Here is a 15,921-nt window from a genome sequence, read left to right on the forward strand (position 1 = left end):
TTAGCCAGGCTAAACCCGCGCAAGCGGTCATGCTTCTCCGAGCAGCCCCAGGCTCTGCATCGGCGTCTGGCGGCGTACGCTGCGCGACAGCGCATGACCGATCACGCCAATCAGCAGCGCACCGCCCAGCGGCAGGGTCAGCCACAGGCCCCAGTGGATCCTGGGGGCGAGGTCGAACCAGGCGAGGTAGATGCCCGCCGCGGCGAGCTCGGCAAGCAGCGCGCCCATCAGGCCGCTGGCAAAGCCGAGAATCGCGAACTCGGCCCCCTGGACCCGCGAGATCAGGCGGTCGCCGGCGCCGAACACCCTCAGCAAGCCGCTTTCGTGAGCCCGCGTCGGGCGGCTGGCGGTGAGGGCGGCATACAGCACGCTGATGCCGGCCAGCAGCACGAAGCCGAGCACGAACTCCACCGCGCGGGTCACCTGGGTCAGCAGCTCACGCACCTGACCGAGGATCGCCTCGACGTTGAGCAGCGAGACGCCGGGGAACTCGCGCACCAGGGCGCGGCTGATGTCGTCACGCTCGCGGTCGAGGTGGAAGGCAGTGATATAGCTGTGGCCGTAGCGCTCCAGCACCTCGGGCGGGAAGATCACGAAGAAGTTGGGGCGGAAGCTGTCCCAGTCGAGATTGCGCAGGCTGGTGAGTTCGCCGACGATCTCGTCGCTGCCGATGGTGAAGGTCATGGTGTCGCCGAGGGAGAGGCCGAGCCGTTCGGCCAGGCCGTCCTCCACCGAGATCGGCACCCGGCCGTCGGCAAGCTCGGGACCGGCGTCGAACCACTGGCCGGCGACCAGACGATTGGCGTCGGGCAGCGTCTCGCGCCAGGTGAGGTTGAGCTCGCGGCGCAGCGAGCCGTCGCCGCGGGCATCGGCAGGCACCGCATCGCGCGGGGTCTGGCCGTTGATCGCGGAGATCCGCCCGCGCACCATCGGGTAGAGGGTGGTGCGTTCGTCCACGGCATCGTCGAGGGTGTCGATGAAGGCGTCGCGTTCACCGGGCTGGATATTGATGGCGAAGTAGTTGGGCGTATCCTCCGGCAGTTGATCCTGCCAGGTAGTCAACAGGTCGCCGCGCACCAGGGCGATCATCGCCATGGCGGCGAAGGTCACCGAGAACGCCAGCAGTTGGCCAAGGCTGGCGCCGCGCCGCCGCGCCAGCTGCTGGGCACCGAGACGCAGCGCCTGGCGCTTGCTGCCGCCCTGGGGCAGCCAGGCGGCGAGACGCACCACCCCACCCAGCAGCAGTGCCCCGAGGCCCCACAGCACCACCAGCATGACCAGGCCACCGGCCAGCAGGCCGAAGGCGAGCTGCGGGTCACCGGAGTAGAGCCACAGCAGGCCGCCGAACACCAGGCTCGCCACCGCCACCACCAGCCACGCCGAGGCCGGCAGTGGATCGAGCTCACGCCGCAGCACCTTGAGCGCGCTGACGCGCTTGAGGCGCAGCAGCGTGGGGCCGGCAAAACCGGCCAGCACGGCCAGCGCCGTGAGCACGCCGAGCAGCAGCGGCAGCGGCCCCGGGGGCGGTAGCTCGATGGGCAGGAAGGCGGTCAGCAACCACAGCAACCCGGCCTGGCCGACCAGCCCCAGCAAGGCACCGACCACCGATGCCGCCAGCGCCAACCACAGCAGCTGCAGAGCGAACAGCCGGGTCAACTGCCGTTGGGTAGCACCGAAGCAGCGCAGCAGCGCTGCGGTATCGAGATGGCGGTCGACGTAGCGGCGCGTGGCCATGGCCACCGCCACCCCCGCCAGCAGCACCGCGGCCAGGCCGGCCAGGCTCAGGTACTGCTCGGCGCGGGCCAGGGCGTTGCCGAGCTGGGGACGGTCACTGCGTACGTCGCGCACCTCGACGCCGTCGCGACGCAGCTCGGCAAGCGTGGCCTCGACCCTGGTCAGCGCCTCCGGCGGGCCGGCGGCAAGAATCTCGAACTCCACACGCGAGCCGGGTTGCACGAGGTTGGTGGCCTCGAGGTCGGCAAGATTCATCATCAGGCGCGGATTGAAGTTACCGAAGCCCCCCGACTGATCGGCTTCGCGTTCGATCACCCCGGCCACGCTCAGCTGCGTCTCGCCGACCTGCACCTGGTCGCCGATCTGCACTTCCAGCAGCTGCATCAGACGCGGCCCCAGCCAGGCCTCGCCTGCCGCCGGCCCCTGGGCCAGCTGTTCGATGCCGTCACCGAGATCGACGTGGGATACCCCGTAGTGCGGATAGACGTCGTCGACCACCTTGAGACTGGCGGGCTGGAAGCGGTCGGCATGACTGATCATCGACACCAGATCGACCTGATCGCTCAGTGTGAAACCGGCCTCGACCAGTTCCTGACGCAGGCCGTCGTCGAAGGGGCGGCCCTGTTCGAGCACCAGGTCGCCGCCGAGCAGCTGGCCGGCCTGGCGCTCGAGGCCACGCTCGAGGCGGTCGAGAAAGAAGCCGATCATGGTCGAGGCAGCCACCGCCAGCGCCAGCGCCACGAACAGCGCGCGCACGTCGGCGGCACGCAGGTCGCGCCGCATGCCGCGCAGCGACCAGCGCAGGGTACCCAGGCCGCGAGCCTGGCGAGACGTCGATCGTGATGTGTCGGCAATACTGCTCATGCCTCGACCTCATCCAGCACCAGCGGCTCGAGCCGCCCGTCGTCGAGGCGCAGGCAGCGGTCGCAGCGCCGTGCCAGGGCGTGATCGTGGGTGACCAGCACCAGGGTGGTGCCGGCCTCGCGGTTGAGGGTAAACAACAGGTCGATGATGCGCTTGCCGGTGGCCGGATCGAGATTGCCGGTGGGCTCGTCGGCAAACACCAGCTGCGGGTCGGTGACGAAGGCGCGCGCCACGGCCACGCGCTGCTGCTCGCCGCCAGAGAGCTGCTTGGGCAGATGGCTCAGGCGTTCACCGAGCCCGACCCGGGTCAGCCAGTCGCGACCACGCCGCTCACTGTCCGCGAGCGGCGATAGCTCCAGCGGCAGCAGCACGTTCTCCAGCGCCGTCAGGGTCGGCAGCAGCTGGAAGTTCTGAAACACGAACCCCACGCGGCCGGCGCGCAACTGAGCGCGACCGTCCTCGTCGAGGCTCGACAGCGCGTCGCCGAACAGCGTCAGCTCGCCGCTGGTGGGTTCGTCGAGCCCGGCCAGCAGCCCCAGCAGGGTCGATTTGCCGGCCCCGCTGGCGCCGAGGATCGCCAGGGTCTCGCCGGGGAACACATCGAGGGCCAGATCGCTCAAAATGGTCAGCGGCTTATCGCCGCTGGTGACCTGCTTGCCCAAGCCTCGGGCGTGTAGAATCGCGGAAGCATCCGTCTTCAAGGAGTCTGACATGACAAGCGGTTTCCCTGTGCTGGGGTTTGCTGGTATTCAAGGGCGACGCATGGCGCACATGCTCGCCGCCGGTGTGCTGAGCATTGCCGCCATCATCGCATGGCCGGCGGCCCATGCCGACACGCCGCCGACGCTGCTGGTACTGGGCGATAGTCTCAGCGCGGCGTATGGCATCGAGCAGGAGGAGAGTTGGGTGTACCTGCTCAATGAACGGCTCGACGGCGAGGTACGCGTCGTCAACGCCAGCATCAGCGGCGAGACCACCGCCGGCGGCGCCGAGCGCCTGCCCGACCTGTTGGGACAGCACGAACCGCAGTTGGTGCTGCTGGAACTGGGCGGCAATGACGGCCTGCGCGGGCTGCCCCCCCAGCAGATGCAGCAGAACCTGGCCGGCATGATCGAGGCCAGCCAGTCTGCCGATGCCGACGTGCTGTTACTCGGGATCGATATTCCGCCCAACTACGGCCAGGCCTACCGCGACGCCTTCACCGGTGTTTACCGCAGTCTCGCCGAGGAGTTCGACGTCCCCCTGGTGCCCTTCCTGCTAGAAGGCGTGGCGCTGGAAGAGGGCCTGATGCAGTCCGACGGCATCCACCCCACTGCCAGTGCCCAACCGGTGATCCTCGACAACGTTTGGCCGGAGTTGGAAGACTGGCTGGAGCAGTGGCAGGAGACCCCTCAGTAAGCAAGTGGCAACCGGTCTTTTGGTGGACTATATTTGGACCAACCGTCACTGATCAGGATGTCGTCAATGCGCACCGAGACCATTAGCTATCTAAAACAGAATGCGGCCACCCTCGATGTTCAGGAGCCGCTGGTGATAACTCAAAAAGGCAAGCCCACCTACGTTGTCGAATCTTTTGCAGCTCACGAGCGGCGCGAGCAGGCCATTGCCTTGCTCAAGCTGCTGAGCCTGGGCGAGAAGAGCCGCGCGGAGGGCAAGACCATGAGCGCCGAGGAGTTTATGGCGCGGCTAGAGAAAGATGAAAGAGCCGAGCTGGGTGGGGCGCTGTGACCCCACCCCTGCCTGTTACCCTTGAAGACACTGCCCTGCACTCGCTACGTAGTTGTCGTCATCTCTTGATCGATCATCTGGAGTGGCCCCCGGTAGAGGCACACACTTATTCAAGGCGGCTCGTCGGTACTGCGCTGGAACGCCTCTCTGAACGCCCTGGAGCATACCCGGTTTGCCGTCTGGCTCTGGAGCTCGGCATCAGCCACTATCGCGAGCTACTGATCGACGGCTATCGCATCATCTATCGCCACTGGCCCGAGCAGCAGCAGGTATCCATTTATTTGTTCGCCCATCAGCGCCAGGACTTCAAGCAGTTGCTGTTCGAGTATCAGCTGCTCTCCTGAACGTCGCCCCTGATCCTTTCGAGCCCGCCACAAATCAACCAGCACCAGTTAGAAGAGAAGCCCTCCCGGGAGTGGAATCCGAATCAACTGAACGAATAGAAAATACATGATTACTGCCGCCATGATAGGCAGCAGGATGGTGGTTTTCCAATGGCGCAGCGGCGCCTGAGTAAGCAGTGAGGAACCCGCCATCAGCGCCAAGGCGAGGGTAACCGTGAACCCCAAGCGGCCGGCCAGGAGGAACAGCAGCACACCGCCCGACACCATCACCACGGCCGTCATCAGCACGCTGACAATTTCCTCCTGCCTGGCGTCATATTTGCCAATGCAGGTATTGGCCGACACCAGGCCCCCCGCCATCATGATCGCAATATAAGCGACCTGTGGAAACGCCTGGGGCCCCATTGTCTGACCGGTTCGCCAGTTGCCGTAGGCGATATCCAACAGGCCAGCGGCGGCAATAGCTATCATCACCAGCCCCACATAGAAGTCCTGGTAGCGCAGCGGATTACGCAACATTGATGACATCATACCCTTCCCGGCTTACGCCTTGTTTCGCAGCAGCAACGTGAACAGCAAGATCAACCCCAGCGCAGTGACATAGAAGCCGATAGCGATCGGGCTCGAAAACAGATAAGACCACTCACCACCAATCAACAGTGACTGCCGCAGCGCCCGTTCGGCCCCCGGCCCGACGATGAACCCCAGGATTAGCGGCGCCAATGGGAAGCCATAAAGACGCAGCACCACCCCGAGCAGCCCGGCTCCCAGCAGCACCCACACGTCGACGAAAGAGTTGCCAGCCGCATAGGTGCCAAAGATCGCCAGACAGAAGACGATGGGTAGCAGGATGCGCGGCTGAACCATCGACATCTTGGAGTAGTATGGCAGCAGCACTTTGCCCATCAACAAGTTGACCATATTGGCATAGACAAGAATGATGAACAGGGCATAGATGACATCCGAATGATCACGCACCATGTTCGGCCCCGGCGTCATTCCCATTAGAATGAACGCGGCGCCGAACAGAGCTGCCGTGGCACTCCCCGGTATGCCGAAGGCGAATAGCGGGATAAGGGTTGAGCCTGAGGTAGCGCTGTTACCCGCTTCGGCACTAGCGACACCCTCCATGGACCCCTTACCGAATTCATCGCCACTGCGCGAGAAGCGCTGGGCCAGACCATAGCTGATGAACGCTGCCAACGAAGACCCTGCACCAGGCAATGCCCCAATCAAGGTACCGGTACCAGTGCCAATGGCGGTCGCCTTCCAGAGCTTGAGGAAGTCACGGAATGGCAGCTTGTCGGCGGCGGCATCGTAGTCGCTAAACATATTCGACTTCTCTTTAGCGTCCTCGACGATGGCGCGCGACTTGGCGGCCCACGCCTTGGAAACCTGCACGATCAACTCCGAGACCGCAAAGATGCCAACCAGTACCGGGATAAGACTGAGGCCACCCGCCAACTCAGGGATTCCAAAGGTCATGCGCAGTGAGCCACCGATAGGGTCACGACCGATCATGGAGAGCAGAATACCCAGTGCGCAGGCTGCCACTCCCTTGGCAAGCTGCCCTCGGGTCAGCGCAGAAATCAACAATAGGGAGAATGCATAAAGGGCAAAGAACTCCACGGGCCCAAATTTCAATGCAACGGCGGCTAAAGGCAACGCAATAAAGATCAGGATCAGGTCACTGGAGGTATCACCAGCGACTGACGAATACAATGCGGTATGCAGCGCACGATTGGGCTTGCCTTTAAGTTTCGCCTGATAACCGTCGATAGTGGTGGCAGCAGCTCCCGGGGTGCCGGGCACACCAAAGGTTATGCCAGAGATCGATCCCCCGAACATACCGCCCTTGTAGATCCCGACGAGCAACCCCAGCGCAGAGGCAGGTTCGAGGTAGAACACGGTAGGAAGTAACAGTGCGATAGCCATGTCACCGCTAAGGCCAGGTATGGCGCCCAGGGTGATACCCAGCAGGATTCCCAGCGCCACGAACAGCAGTACCGAGGGGTCCAGCGCCAATGACAAGGCATCCGTAAGCGCTTCAAGCATGCAAGACTCCGGCAAGTATTATTGAGAGAGATCATGTAGATGCACAAGGAGCGGCAGCTACTCACTGCCGCTCCTTGTCAATTTACTGGCATGCTTAATCGATCTCGCCAATCTCACGCAGAATACTGCCCACCATCTCTACCGTGTTGTGGTAGAGCTCGGCAGAATCTTCCATGCCACGCGGATCGATCCCCGCGTTTGTGCGATCACTCATCGATTCGGCAGTCGGCGTCGCCAGCGCTTCCATAAAGCAATCTTGTAGAAACTCCTTGGTCTCTTGCGGCACATCATTCTTGGCGAAAATCATTAGCCAAGCTGGCAGAGAGACGTCGTAACCTGCCTCCTTGAACGTCGGCACATCGGGCAAGACATCGGCGCGTTCGTCGGCAAAAGTACCCAGTGCCTTCAGCGTGCCATTTTCGACTTCCGCTGCAATGCTGGCAGGCAGCGTCATGCCCAAGTCGACATGCTCACCCATGACCATGCTACGGGTCTCACCACCGCCCGAGGTAGGAATATGGCGATTCTCGAGTCCCGTCTCCATCTCGAAGAGGATCAGCGGCAAATGGACGATACCAAGAGGTGCCGCATGAGCGAAGGTCACGGAATTCGGCTCCGCCTCAAGCTTATCGACCCAGTCCTCGATACTGTCAATTTCGTGATCCGCATGGGTATACACGGTGGGTAGCCATTCGGTGAACAGCATAACCGGATCCCAGTCATCATGAGACCACTCCACATCGTCGACGAAGCCAGAGGTCACAATGGGGCCATAGTCTGTCACCAGCAGAGTGTGACCATCCGATTCGGCATTCATGACGTGGTTGACCGCTTCGAGCCCCGCGGCCCCGCTCATGCTGACGACGTCGATTCGTGGACCGCAGAATTCTGGTGCAGTGGCCGTGAGCACACGGGCCGTCATATCGGAACCGCCGCCCGGGCCAAAGGGGATAACCAAACGAATGGGTCCATCACCCAGCGGTGAGTCGCCGTTCGTATCACTACCCATCGTAGGCCCTGCGGCAACACCCAGTACGGTGGTGGCCAATGCTGCAACCAACGTCTTTCGATGCATCTTCATTACATGTCTCCTTGTTTTTATTCCCACGCAAGCTGCGTGTCAGCCTGCGTGATCACCGTGCCATCAGATGTATTTATATAATATACAATCTACGAAAACGAAGCTAACCGAAACCCTGACGGCGTGCAAGCCTCTGTTTATGAATCTATCGCCTCCGCCTTACGTGCGTTGATCGAGTGAGGATGTGTCGCGCCAGCCCAAGGCCTCAGGTAAACCGTGACAACCGATAGGGCGACAGCGGCGGCAATCCGGGCGCCACCCCGTCCTGGTCGGACGACGCAAACTGACCGATCAGTCGTGCGGTTACGGCCGCCTGGGTCAACCCGAGATGATGATGCCCGAAGGCTAACCAAACCCGCCCCTCAGGGCCTGCCCGGTCGATGATTGGTAGCGAATCGGGTAGCGAAGGACGAAACCCCATCCAGGGAGTCGCTTCCGCCTCGTCGAGGGGCTCCGAGAACAGGCCATCGGCCAGTGCCCGAAGCCGCCAGGCACGCTCCATGAACGCTGGACGTTTAAGGCCGGCAAATTCCACGGTGCCAGCCAGTCGCAGCCCCCCTGCCAACGGGGTCATGATGAAGCGCCGCTCCAGCGAAGTGACTGCCATCGGCAGCCGGTCACCCTCACGAGGAAGCATCAAGTGATAGCCACGCTCGGTATCCAGTGGCACCCGTACGCCAGTCATCGAGGCCACCAAAGAAGCCGAGTGGGCACCGGCAGCGATGAGCACCCTTGGCACATCGAGCACGCCGCTGCTCGTCTGTAGACGAACCCCACCGTCACTTGCCTGCCCAGCCATCACCTCGGCGCGAGTGAAACGCACCCCTAGCGCCTCGGCGGCTTCCGCTAAATCCTTGACCACTTGATGAGGGTCGATCACGTGCCCTGTCTCGGGGAAAAACAGGCCGCCGCAGATGCGTTCGCTCAGCGAAGGTGCCAGCTGTCGCACACGCTCACCGTCGAGACTTTCACAGGCCACGCCTTGGCCAGTGAATCGCGCCATTGCCTGGGCAAGCTCACCGGCAGTCGCGTCGCTCTCGTGTACCAGCAGCGATCCCTCATGCTTTAGAAGCCAAGGCTTATCAATGCTCGTCAACAACCGCTTCCAGGCGGCGAGGCTCGCTTCGTTAAGCGCCCGAATACCCGCCACACTGGCCTGGTAGGGAGAAGCGCGCAGATTCCATAGCACCCTCATCAGCCAGGGGATGGACCTAGGCAAATAGCGCCAGTCCAGCCTTAGTGGCCCGGTAGGGTCCATCAGCATCCCCGGGATACGCATCAGCAGTGAGGTATCGGCGATGGGAAAGACCTGTTCCGTTGCCATATGGCCCGCATTGCCAAAGGAGGCCCCCATACCGGGCACATCGCGATCCACCACCCGAACCCGATACCCCTGACGGGCTAACTCGAGGGCACAAGCCGTGCCGATGACACCCGCGCCAACGACCGCGATGTCAGCATCGTCGACACCACTCCCCGATTGGGTGCGCGTCTGGATAGAAGTCGTCGCGTTGGGGTACGCCTGGGTCATGGTGGTTACTCGGTTGAAGTGTCGCCGGAGGATTGTATAAATTATATAATTAATCCTGGCAAGCACCTACGACCAACGTCTACATAGCTCGACACAGCGCATACTTTTCTGACTAAGGCTTCACAACGCGGCCCGTAGATTGTATAAAATATAAAACATGGGGCACACGCTCATGGATCGCGGGCCCTTCCCAGGCAATGAAGGAAAACGAAGAGGAGCAGCACATGAAACGCGTGCGTGCCATCGACTCTCATACGGGCGGCGAGCCAACGCGACTCATTATGGAAGGCTTCCCCGCCCTCGCTGGAACCACACTTCAGGAGAAACGGGATACGCTGCGCAACTCGCACGATGAGTGGCGGCAAGCCTGCATGTTGGAGCCGCGCGGTCATGACGTGCTCGTCGGCGCGCTCTACTGCGAGCCGGAGTCGGCGAACGCCACCTGTGGCGTGATCTTCTTCAATAACACCGGTTATTTGGGGATGTGCGGTCACGGCCTCATCGGCTTGGTGGTATCCCTCTACCATCTCGACCTGATAGAGCCTGGCACTCACACGATTGACACCCCCGTGGGGCCTGTCGAAGCGACGCTGCACGACGATGGTGCTGTCACCGTGCGCAACGTAGTGGCCTATCGGTATCGCCAACGGGTACCCGTTGAGGTGCCCGGATATGGCCTGGTCCACGGCGATATCGCCTGGGGCGGCAACTGGTTCTTCCTTGTCGAAGAGCACGACCACTCATTGAAACTGGAAAACGTCGAGGCGCTGACGGCCTTCACCTGGTCAATACGCCAGGCACTAGAAGCGCAGTCGATCAGCGGCGAAGACGGTGCGCTTATCGACCATATCGAGTTATTTGCCGAGGACACTGTGGCGGATAGCCGCAACTTCGTGCTGTGTCCCGGCAAGGCGTATGACCGGTCTCCCTGCGGTACGGGCACCAGCGCCAAGCTGGCCTGCTTGGCTGCTGATGGCAAGCTGGCACCCGACACCCCCTGGGTGCAGGCCAGTATTACCGGCAGCCTTTTCGAGGCGTACTACCAGCGGGAGGGGAATCGCATTCGCCCCTATATCAAGGGGCGAGCCTACCTGAGTGCCGACACCACGCTATTCATCGATAAGCAGGACCCCTTTGCCTGGGGTATTACACCGTCATGACTGCCGCGGTTTGACCCGCCTGCCGTGACTCCAGCATATCGCTACTGAGCAGCTGGCGGCTTTCACCTGGGCACCGACCAGCAGTAGAGACTGACTTGTACAACGACAAAGGAAACATGATGAGCACGAGTATTTTTACCGGCTGCATTCCCGCCCTGATGACTCCCTGCACCGAAGATCGCAAGCCCGACTTCGATGCACTCGTCGCCAAAGGCCGCGTGCTAATCGATACCGGCATGAGCGGTGTGGTGTACTGCGGCTCGATGGGTGACTGGCCGCTTTTAACCGAGGCCGAGCGCCAGGAAGGGGTGGCACGACTGGTCGAAGCGGGCATCCCCACGATCGTCGGTACCGGCGCCGTCAACTCCAGGGAGGCCGTATCTCACGCAACTCATGCTGCCAAGGTAGGCGCGCAGGGTTTGATGGTGATCCCACGCGTCCTGTCACGGGGCACCTCCGCTGCCGCCCAACGAGCTCACTTCTCCGCCATCTTGGGTGCAGCCTCTGAGCTCCCGGCAGTAATCTACAATAGCCCGTACTACGGTTTCGCTACCCGCGCCGACCTGTTCTTCGCGCTACGTCAGGAGCACCCGAACCTGATCGGTTTCAAGGAATTCGGTGGTGCCGACGACCTGCGCTACGCCGCAGAAAACATTACCTCCAGAGACGATGACATCACGCTGATGGTGGGTGTCGACACTACGGTGTTCCATGGCTTCGTCAACTGCGGCGCGACGGGCGCGATCACCGGTATTGGCAACGCGCTTCCTCGCGAAGTCTTGCACCTGGTGTCATTGAGCAAGAAAGCTGCACAAGGTGATGCTAAAGCACGCCTTCTGGCGCAGGAACTCGATGCCGCACTAGGCGTGTTGTCATCCTTCGATGAAGGCCCGGACCTGGTGCTCTATTACAAGCATCTCATGGTGCTTAACGGCGACCATGAGTACGCGCTTCACTTCAATGAAACCGATGCCTTGAGTGATGCCCAGCGCAACTATATCGAAGCGCAGTACGCGCTGTTCCGCAAGTGGTATGCGCAGTGGTCTTCCTCTCTCCAGGCCGCGTGAGGGATCTGCCGTGACGGGCGGCTATCGCAGCGAGGCCCTGGTGCAGCCTTAAAGACCGGGCCTCGAGAAGTAGCGCGTCGACTCGCGGCGCAGCATGATAATGAATGTTTGCCGCAGCTTGTATACAATGTGCAATAACATTCTTCGAGCGGATCAAGGCCATGCCAGCGTATAAGACACGAGCACAGTTCGTTGCAAACGACCTCCGCGGGCGCATTCTGGGAGGTGAGTTTCCAGGAGGGTCACAGCTACGCCAGGACGCCTTGGCTAAGGACTACGACGTCAGCAGGATCCCGGTGCGAGAAGCCCTGCTGACCCTGGAGTCGGAAGGGCTAGTAGAATTTCATGCGCATCGCGGGGCATTCACGACAGAGCTCTCGATCGCCAAGATTCGCGAGCTTTTCGAGCTGCGGGTGCTACTCGAGACATACATATTGAAACGCGCCATCCCCAACCTCACTGAAGAGCAGCTCGATGACGCCGAGGGCATATTGCGTAAGTACGATGCGGCACTCGACTCAAGAGGGCAGATCGATAATTGGAGCGAATACAACTTCGCATTTCATCAAACGCTATACGCTCCCGCCAACTTGCCGGAGACAATGGCGATCATCAGCCAGCTCAACACCAAGTCGGACCGCTATATACGCATGCAACTCCTCTATACCCAGGAGATCGAGAAGGCCGAGCGAGAACACCACACCTTGCTGGCCCTGTCCCGCGAAGGGCGAATAGAGCAAGCGTGCCAGCTGCTCGAGACCCATATCCTGGAGGCCTGCGAAGGGATCGTTTCAATACTCGAAGGGCGCGCCCAGGCCCAGCAACAGACCTTACCCGATACTCGCTGACGAATTTTCGAACAACATGAGCGCAAAAGAGTGCACGGAGTAGTGGCACCCAGTAGCGCTGCGGGAGGCAAGATGAACTCTGATCAGCAAGCTCTCCTGCTGGGGCTAGGGGCAGTGCTGCTGTGGTCGACGGTGGCAACGGCCTTCAAAGTCGCCTTAGGCTATCTCACACCGCTAGAGCTGGTATGGATTGCTGCTTGCGTCTCCTGGCTACTGATGACCGGACTGCTATGGCGGCAAGGTACGCTGCGCAAAGCGGCGACCACTCGATGGCGAACGGCCCTGTGGGCCGGCCTGATGAATCCTGTGGCTTACTACTTGATCCTGCTCATTGCCTATGACCGACTTGCCGGCCAGGAAGCCATGGCCCTGAACTACACCTGGGCGCTGACCATGGCCCTATTGGCCGTACCAATTCTTGGCCACCGCCTGACGCGTTACGATGCATTGGCTGGACTGATCGCCTACAGCGGGGTACTGGTGATTGCAACCCGTGGTGACCTGCTAGGCATGCGTTTCTCGGATGCACTAGGGGTTGGAATGGCGTTACTCTCGACCCTGCTCTGGGCCTTTTACTGGCTAATGAATACGCGCGACAAGCGTCCTGCCCTGTTAGCCCAGTGGCAGAATTTCAGCATTGCAGTACCAGTTCTGACGCTACTCGTATTGCTGCTTTCTGACTGGCGAAACCTCCCTTTTGCGGGGATATCAGCGGGGGTCTACGTGGGCCTTTTTGAAATGGGGCTTGCCTTCCTTCTTTGGCAAAGCGCCATGAACAAAACAACTCGCACGGCGAGAATATCCTGCTTGATTTTCTTGGCACCGCCTATCTCGTTGCTCATCCTTTTCCTGGTTTTGGGAGAAGCACTACTGCCCTCAACGCCAATCGGTCTCGCTCTGATCCTCGCCGGATTAGCGTTTCAGCAGTTTCAGCCCGGCTCGAGTCGAGCCCAGAGAGCATCCTAGGCATAGAGGAAAAGTGTCATGACTATCGGCATCTTGGGTACCGGCCACCTGGCGGAGTCCATCGTCCACGGCCTGCAACGCAGAGGAGACAGTGAGCGGATCGTGTTGTCTCCACGTAATGCCTCTCGCGCCGCCGCGTTGGCCGAGGCATATCCAGCTAACGTAGCGGTCGCATCGTCCAACCAGGCCGTGTTGGACACGGCCGACACGATACTCTTGACGATACGCCCGCAGATAGCCGATTCAGTCCTTTCTGGCCTGAGCTTTCGCCCCAATCACGCGGTTATCTCGATGATGGCGCTGCTGCCGCTGGCCCAGGTGATCTCGTGGGTTTCCCCCGCCACGATGGTTGCCCGCGCGGCCACCTTGCCTTACGTGGCCAAGGCAGCGGGACCGGTGCTGCTCTACCCAGGCCAACTGCAAGCCATCACGCTATTCGAGCAACTGGGGCCACTGGAGATTGCCACCGACGAATCCACACTGGATACGCTGTGGACGCTAACCGCCATGATGGCACCATACTTTGCTTCCATCGACACCATGGCGAACTGGGCCCAGCAACAAGGGGTTGCAGCGGATCAGGCCGGACGCTTCATCTCAGGCATGCTGACAGCACTGGGCAGCCTGTGTGAGGACTACCCCGATGGACACTTCGCGCAGCTCGTCGCCGCTAGCCAAACCCCCGGCGGCATCAATCAGCAGGCGCTGCAGCAACTGCAACGCTCCGGCTGCTGCGAAGCGCTCGAACAAGCCCTCGACGGCGTGCAGCAGCGTATCTCCCGCCACACCGGCAGAGCCCCCACCTGACCCGGCATCAGCGATCGACGTGGCCCAGATCGCGCTCAGGGTCCAGGCGGTCGCGTACCAGCCGCTTCAGCGCCTTGCTGTCGGGAAAGCCGTCGTTGCGCTTGCGCTCCCAGATCGATTCGCCGTCGTAGAAGATCTCGAAATGGCCGCCGTGACTGGGTACCAGGGCCACCTCATCTAGGGCTTCGCCGAAGGTCGAGAGCAGCTCCTGGGCCAGCCAGGCGCTGCGCAGCAGCCATTGGCACTGGGTGCAGTAGTGAATTCGGATGCGTGACATCGCGGCCCACCTGTCGCAACAATGAAAGGCGATGATAACAGCCAAGGAGCACGCATGGCCGCCCCCGAGATCAGTCAGAGCCGCCTCTTCGAGTGGCTGACCGGCGACGACGACAGCCGCATGTGCAAGGACATTCCCGAGGAGGCCTGCGATGAGCAACCGCGCAATTTCTTCCTCCACCTGCTGGCGGCGCTGGGCAACAAGCTGGCCGATGAACTCTCCAGCGCGCGACTGGTACTGCCCTGGCTGATGGGGGTGATCGGCGCGCCCGTGTGGATGGTCGGCCTGCTGGTACCGATCCGCGAATCCGGCTCGCTACTGCCACAGCTGTTCGTGGCCGGCGTCATTCGCCTCCAGCCGCAGCGCAAGTGGGCCTGGGTCTTGGGCGGCGCCCTGCAGGCCGCCTCCGCATTGCTGCTGGCACTGCTGGCGCTGTTCGGCAACGGCGGGCTGGGTGGCACCCTGGTGCTGGCCGTGCTGGTGGCACTGTCGTTGGCCCGGGGGCTATCGTCGATTGCTACCAAGGACGTGCTCGGCAAGACCATCAGCAAGCAGCGGCGCGGCACGCTGATGGGTTGGAGCGGCAGCGTGGCGGGCGCCGTGACTCTCGCCGCCGGGGCGGTGCTGATGCTGTTCGATGAGCGCCCCGGCGAGTTGGCACTGGCCGTGCTGCTGATCATCGCAGCGCTGGGCTGGGCGCTGAATGCGCTGTGTGCGGCGCGCATCGCCGAGTCACCCGGTGCCGTGGAAGGCGGTGAAAACGCCTGGGACAGCATCAAGCTCGGACTGCGGCTGATGCGCGACGATCACACCTTTCGTCACTTCAATGTGGCCCGTGCCCTGCTGCTCGCAAGCGCCCTTGCGCTGCCCTATATCGCCCTGCTCGGCCAGCAGCAGAGCGGTACCGAACTGGGTGGTCTAGGCATACTGATTGTCGTCTCGGGGCTTGCCGGCATGCTGGCAAGCCCGCTATGGGGCAAGCGTGCCGATGTCTCGAGCCGCCGGGTGATGCGCGATGCCGGCCTGGGGACTACGCTGTGCTGCCTGCTGGTCGCGGCCGCCGCCTGGCTACCCGGCGGCTGGAGCGAAACGGTCTGGCCCTATGCGCTGGGCTACGGGCTACTGGTCATGGTCCACGCCGGCGTGCGCCTGGGCCGCAAGACCTACCTGGTCGACATGGCCAACCAGGACCAACGGGCGCTTTACGTGGCGCTGTCGAATACCCTCACCGGTGCCCTGATGCTGCTTGTGGGCGGCGCTATCGGCGCGCTGGCGCAGTGGCTCGGCACTACCGCCCTGCTGGCGATACTGGCCGCCACCGCGCTATGTGCCGCCGTCAGTGCACAGCGATTACCCGAGGTAGAACAGTGAGCCGATTGCTCCGTAAAGTGGCAACACATTGAAATGCCAGCCACGTCTGGCCATTATGTAGCCAGATGATAGTTAACGAATCAGGGTA

At 61.8% G+C, this 15,921-nt stretch carries 16 protein-coding genes; 9 read left to right on the forward strand and 7 right to left on the reverse strand.

Translation table 11 applies throughout. The features are described from left to right. Positions 1–27: 27 nt before the first annotated feature. Both QC821_RS03660 and QC821_RS03665 read right to left on the reverse strand, forming a co-directional pair. A complete protein-coding gene (locus QC821_RS03660; RefSeq protein ID WP_309717404.1) occupies positions 28–2,517 on the reverse strand; it encodes an ABC transporter permease in 2,490 nt (829 codons plus the stop codon). Between the two features lie 77 nt (positions 2,518–2,594). Beyond that, the gene (locus QC821_RS03665) at positions 2,595–3,311 is read right to left on the reverse strand and encodes an ABC transporter ATP-binding protein (protein WP_309717131.1); all 717 of its coding nucleotides are present in this window, start codon (positions 3,309–3,311) and stop codon (positions 2,595–2,597) included. Between QC821_RS03665 and QC821_RS03670 the strand changes: the two genes are divergently transcribed. The 3 genes from QC821_RS03670 to QC821_RS03680 all read left to right on the forward strand — a co-directional run bounded on the left by QC821_RS03670 (position 3,310) and on the right by QC821_RS03680 (position 4,670). After that, positions 3,310–3,996, forward strand: a complete 687-nt coding sequence (locus QC821_RS03670) for an arylesterase (RefSeq protein WP_309717134.1) — start codon at positions 3,310–3,312, stop codon at positions 3,994–3,996. The two genes, QC821_RS03665 and QC821_RS03670, sit on opposite strands and share 2 nt — an antisense overlap. 66 nt (positions 3,997–4,062) lie before the next feature. Then, positions 4,063–4,326, forward strand: coding sequence for a type II toxin-antitoxin system Phd/YefM family antitoxin (locus QC821_RS03675; RefSeq protein WP_095621099.1), 264 nt, complete (start codon positions 4,063–4,065; stop codon positions 4,324–4,326). Continuing rightward, a complete protein-coding gene (locus tag QC821_RS03680; protein WP_309717138.1) occupies positions 4,323–4,670 on the forward strand; it encodes a type II toxin-antitoxin system RelE/ParE family toxin in 348 nt (115 codons plus the stop codon). The genes QC821_RS03675 and QC821_RS03680 overlap by 4 nt, the downstream gene beginning before the upstream one ends. A 48-nt stretch (positions 4,671–4,718) precedes the next feature. Here the strand turns inward: QC821_RS03680 and QC821_RS03685 are convergent, their stop codons facing one another. The 4 genes from QC821_RS03685 to QC821_RS03700 form a co-directional block, all read right to left on the reverse strand. After that, on the reverse strand, positions 4,719–5,198 hold the full coding sequence (locus QC821_RS03685) for a tripartite tricarboxylate transporter TctB family protein (protein ID WP_309717141.1): 480 nt from the start codon (positions 5,196–5,198) through the stop codon (positions 4,719–4,721). Positions 5,199–5,213: 15 nt separating this feature from the next. Further along, positions 5,214–6,725, reverse strand: a complete 1,512-nt coding sequence (locus QC821_RS03690) for a tripartite tricarboxylate transporter permease (protein WP_309717143.1) — start codon at positions 6,723–6,725, stop codon at positions 5,214–5,216. A 94-nt stretch (positions 6,726–6,819) separates the two neighbouring features. After that, entirely contained in the window at positions 6,820–7,806 is a 987-nt protein-coding gene (locus tag QC821_RS03695) for a Bug family tripartite tricarboxylate transporter substrate binding protein (protein WP_309717146.1), read from the reverse strand. 205 nt (positions 7,807–8,011) lie between these two features. Then, positions 8,012–9,337 carry an NAD(P)/FAD-dependent oxidoreductase gene (locus tag QC821_RS03700; protein WP_309717149.1) on the reverse strand — a complete coding sequence of 442 codons (1,326 nt, stop codon included), beginning with the start codon at positions 9,335–9,337 and terminating at the stop codon, positions 8,012–8,014. Between the two features lie 224 nt (positions 9,338–9,561). On the opposite strand from QC821_RS03700, the gene QC821_RS03705 reads away from it, so the two are divergent. The 5 genes from QC821_RS03705 (at position 9,562) to QC821_RS03725 (ending at position 14,185) form a co-directional block, all read left to right on the forward strand. Continuing rightward, positions 9,562–10,497, forward strand: coding sequence for a 4-hydroxyproline epimerase (locus tag QC821_RS03705; protein ID WP_309717150.1), 936 nt, complete (start codon positions 9,562–9,564; stop codon positions 10,495–10,497). A gap of 119 nt (positions 10,498–10,616) precedes the next feature. Continuing rightward, the gene (locus tag QC821_RS03710) at positions 10,617–11,564 is read left to right on the forward strand and encodes a dihydrodipicolinate synthase family protein (RefSeq protein WP_309717408.1); all 948 of its coding nucleotides are present in this window, start codon (positions 10,617–10,619) and stop codon (positions 11,562–11,564) included. Between the two features lie 161 nt (positions 11,565–11,725). Beyond that, positions 11,726–12,412, forward strand: a complete 687-nt coding sequence (locus tag QC821_RS03715; RefSeq protein WP_309717411.1) for a GntR family transcriptional regulator — start codon at positions 11,726–11,728, stop codon at positions 12,410–12,412. A 72-nt stretch (positions 12,413–12,484) separates the two neighbouring features. Then, positions 12,485–13,378: a DMT family transporter gene (locus tag QC821_RS03720; protein WP_309717152.1), complete on the forward strand. Its 894-nt coding sequence runs from the start codon at positions 12,485–12,487 to the stop codon at positions 13,376–13,378. A gap of 18 nt (positions 13,379–13,396) precedes the next feature. Then, complete coding sequence (locus QC821_RS03725) at positions 13,397–14,185, forward strand: NAD(P)-binding domain-containing protein (RefSeq protein ID WP_309717155.1); 789 nt, start codon at positions 13,397–13,399, stop codon at positions 14,183–14,185. A gap of 7 nt (positions 14,186–14,192) precedes the next feature. On the opposite strand, the gene QC821_RS03730 is transcribed toward QC821_RS03725, so the two are convergent. Further along, positions 14,193–14,462, reverse strand: a complete 270-nt coding sequence (locus tag QC821_RS03730) for an Rdx family protein (RefSeq protein WP_309717157.1) — start codon at positions 14,460–14,462, stop codon at positions 14,193–14,195. A 54-nt stretch (positions 14,463–14,516) separates the two neighbouring features. Here QC821_RS03730 and QC821_RS03735 point away from each other — a divergent pair, with 54 nt between their 5' ends. Beyond that, entirely contained in the window at positions 14,517–15,833 is a 1,317-nt protein-coding gene (locus QC821_RS03735; protein WP_309717160.1) for an MFS transporter, read from the forward strand. Positions 15,834–15,921: the final 88 nt, after the last annotated feature.

It is taken from the genome of Franzmannia qiaohouensis (assembly GCF_031451695.1).
Lineage (GTDB): Bacteria > Pseudomonadota > Gammaproteobacteria > Pseudomonadales > Halomonadaceae > Franzmannia > Franzmannia qiaohouensis.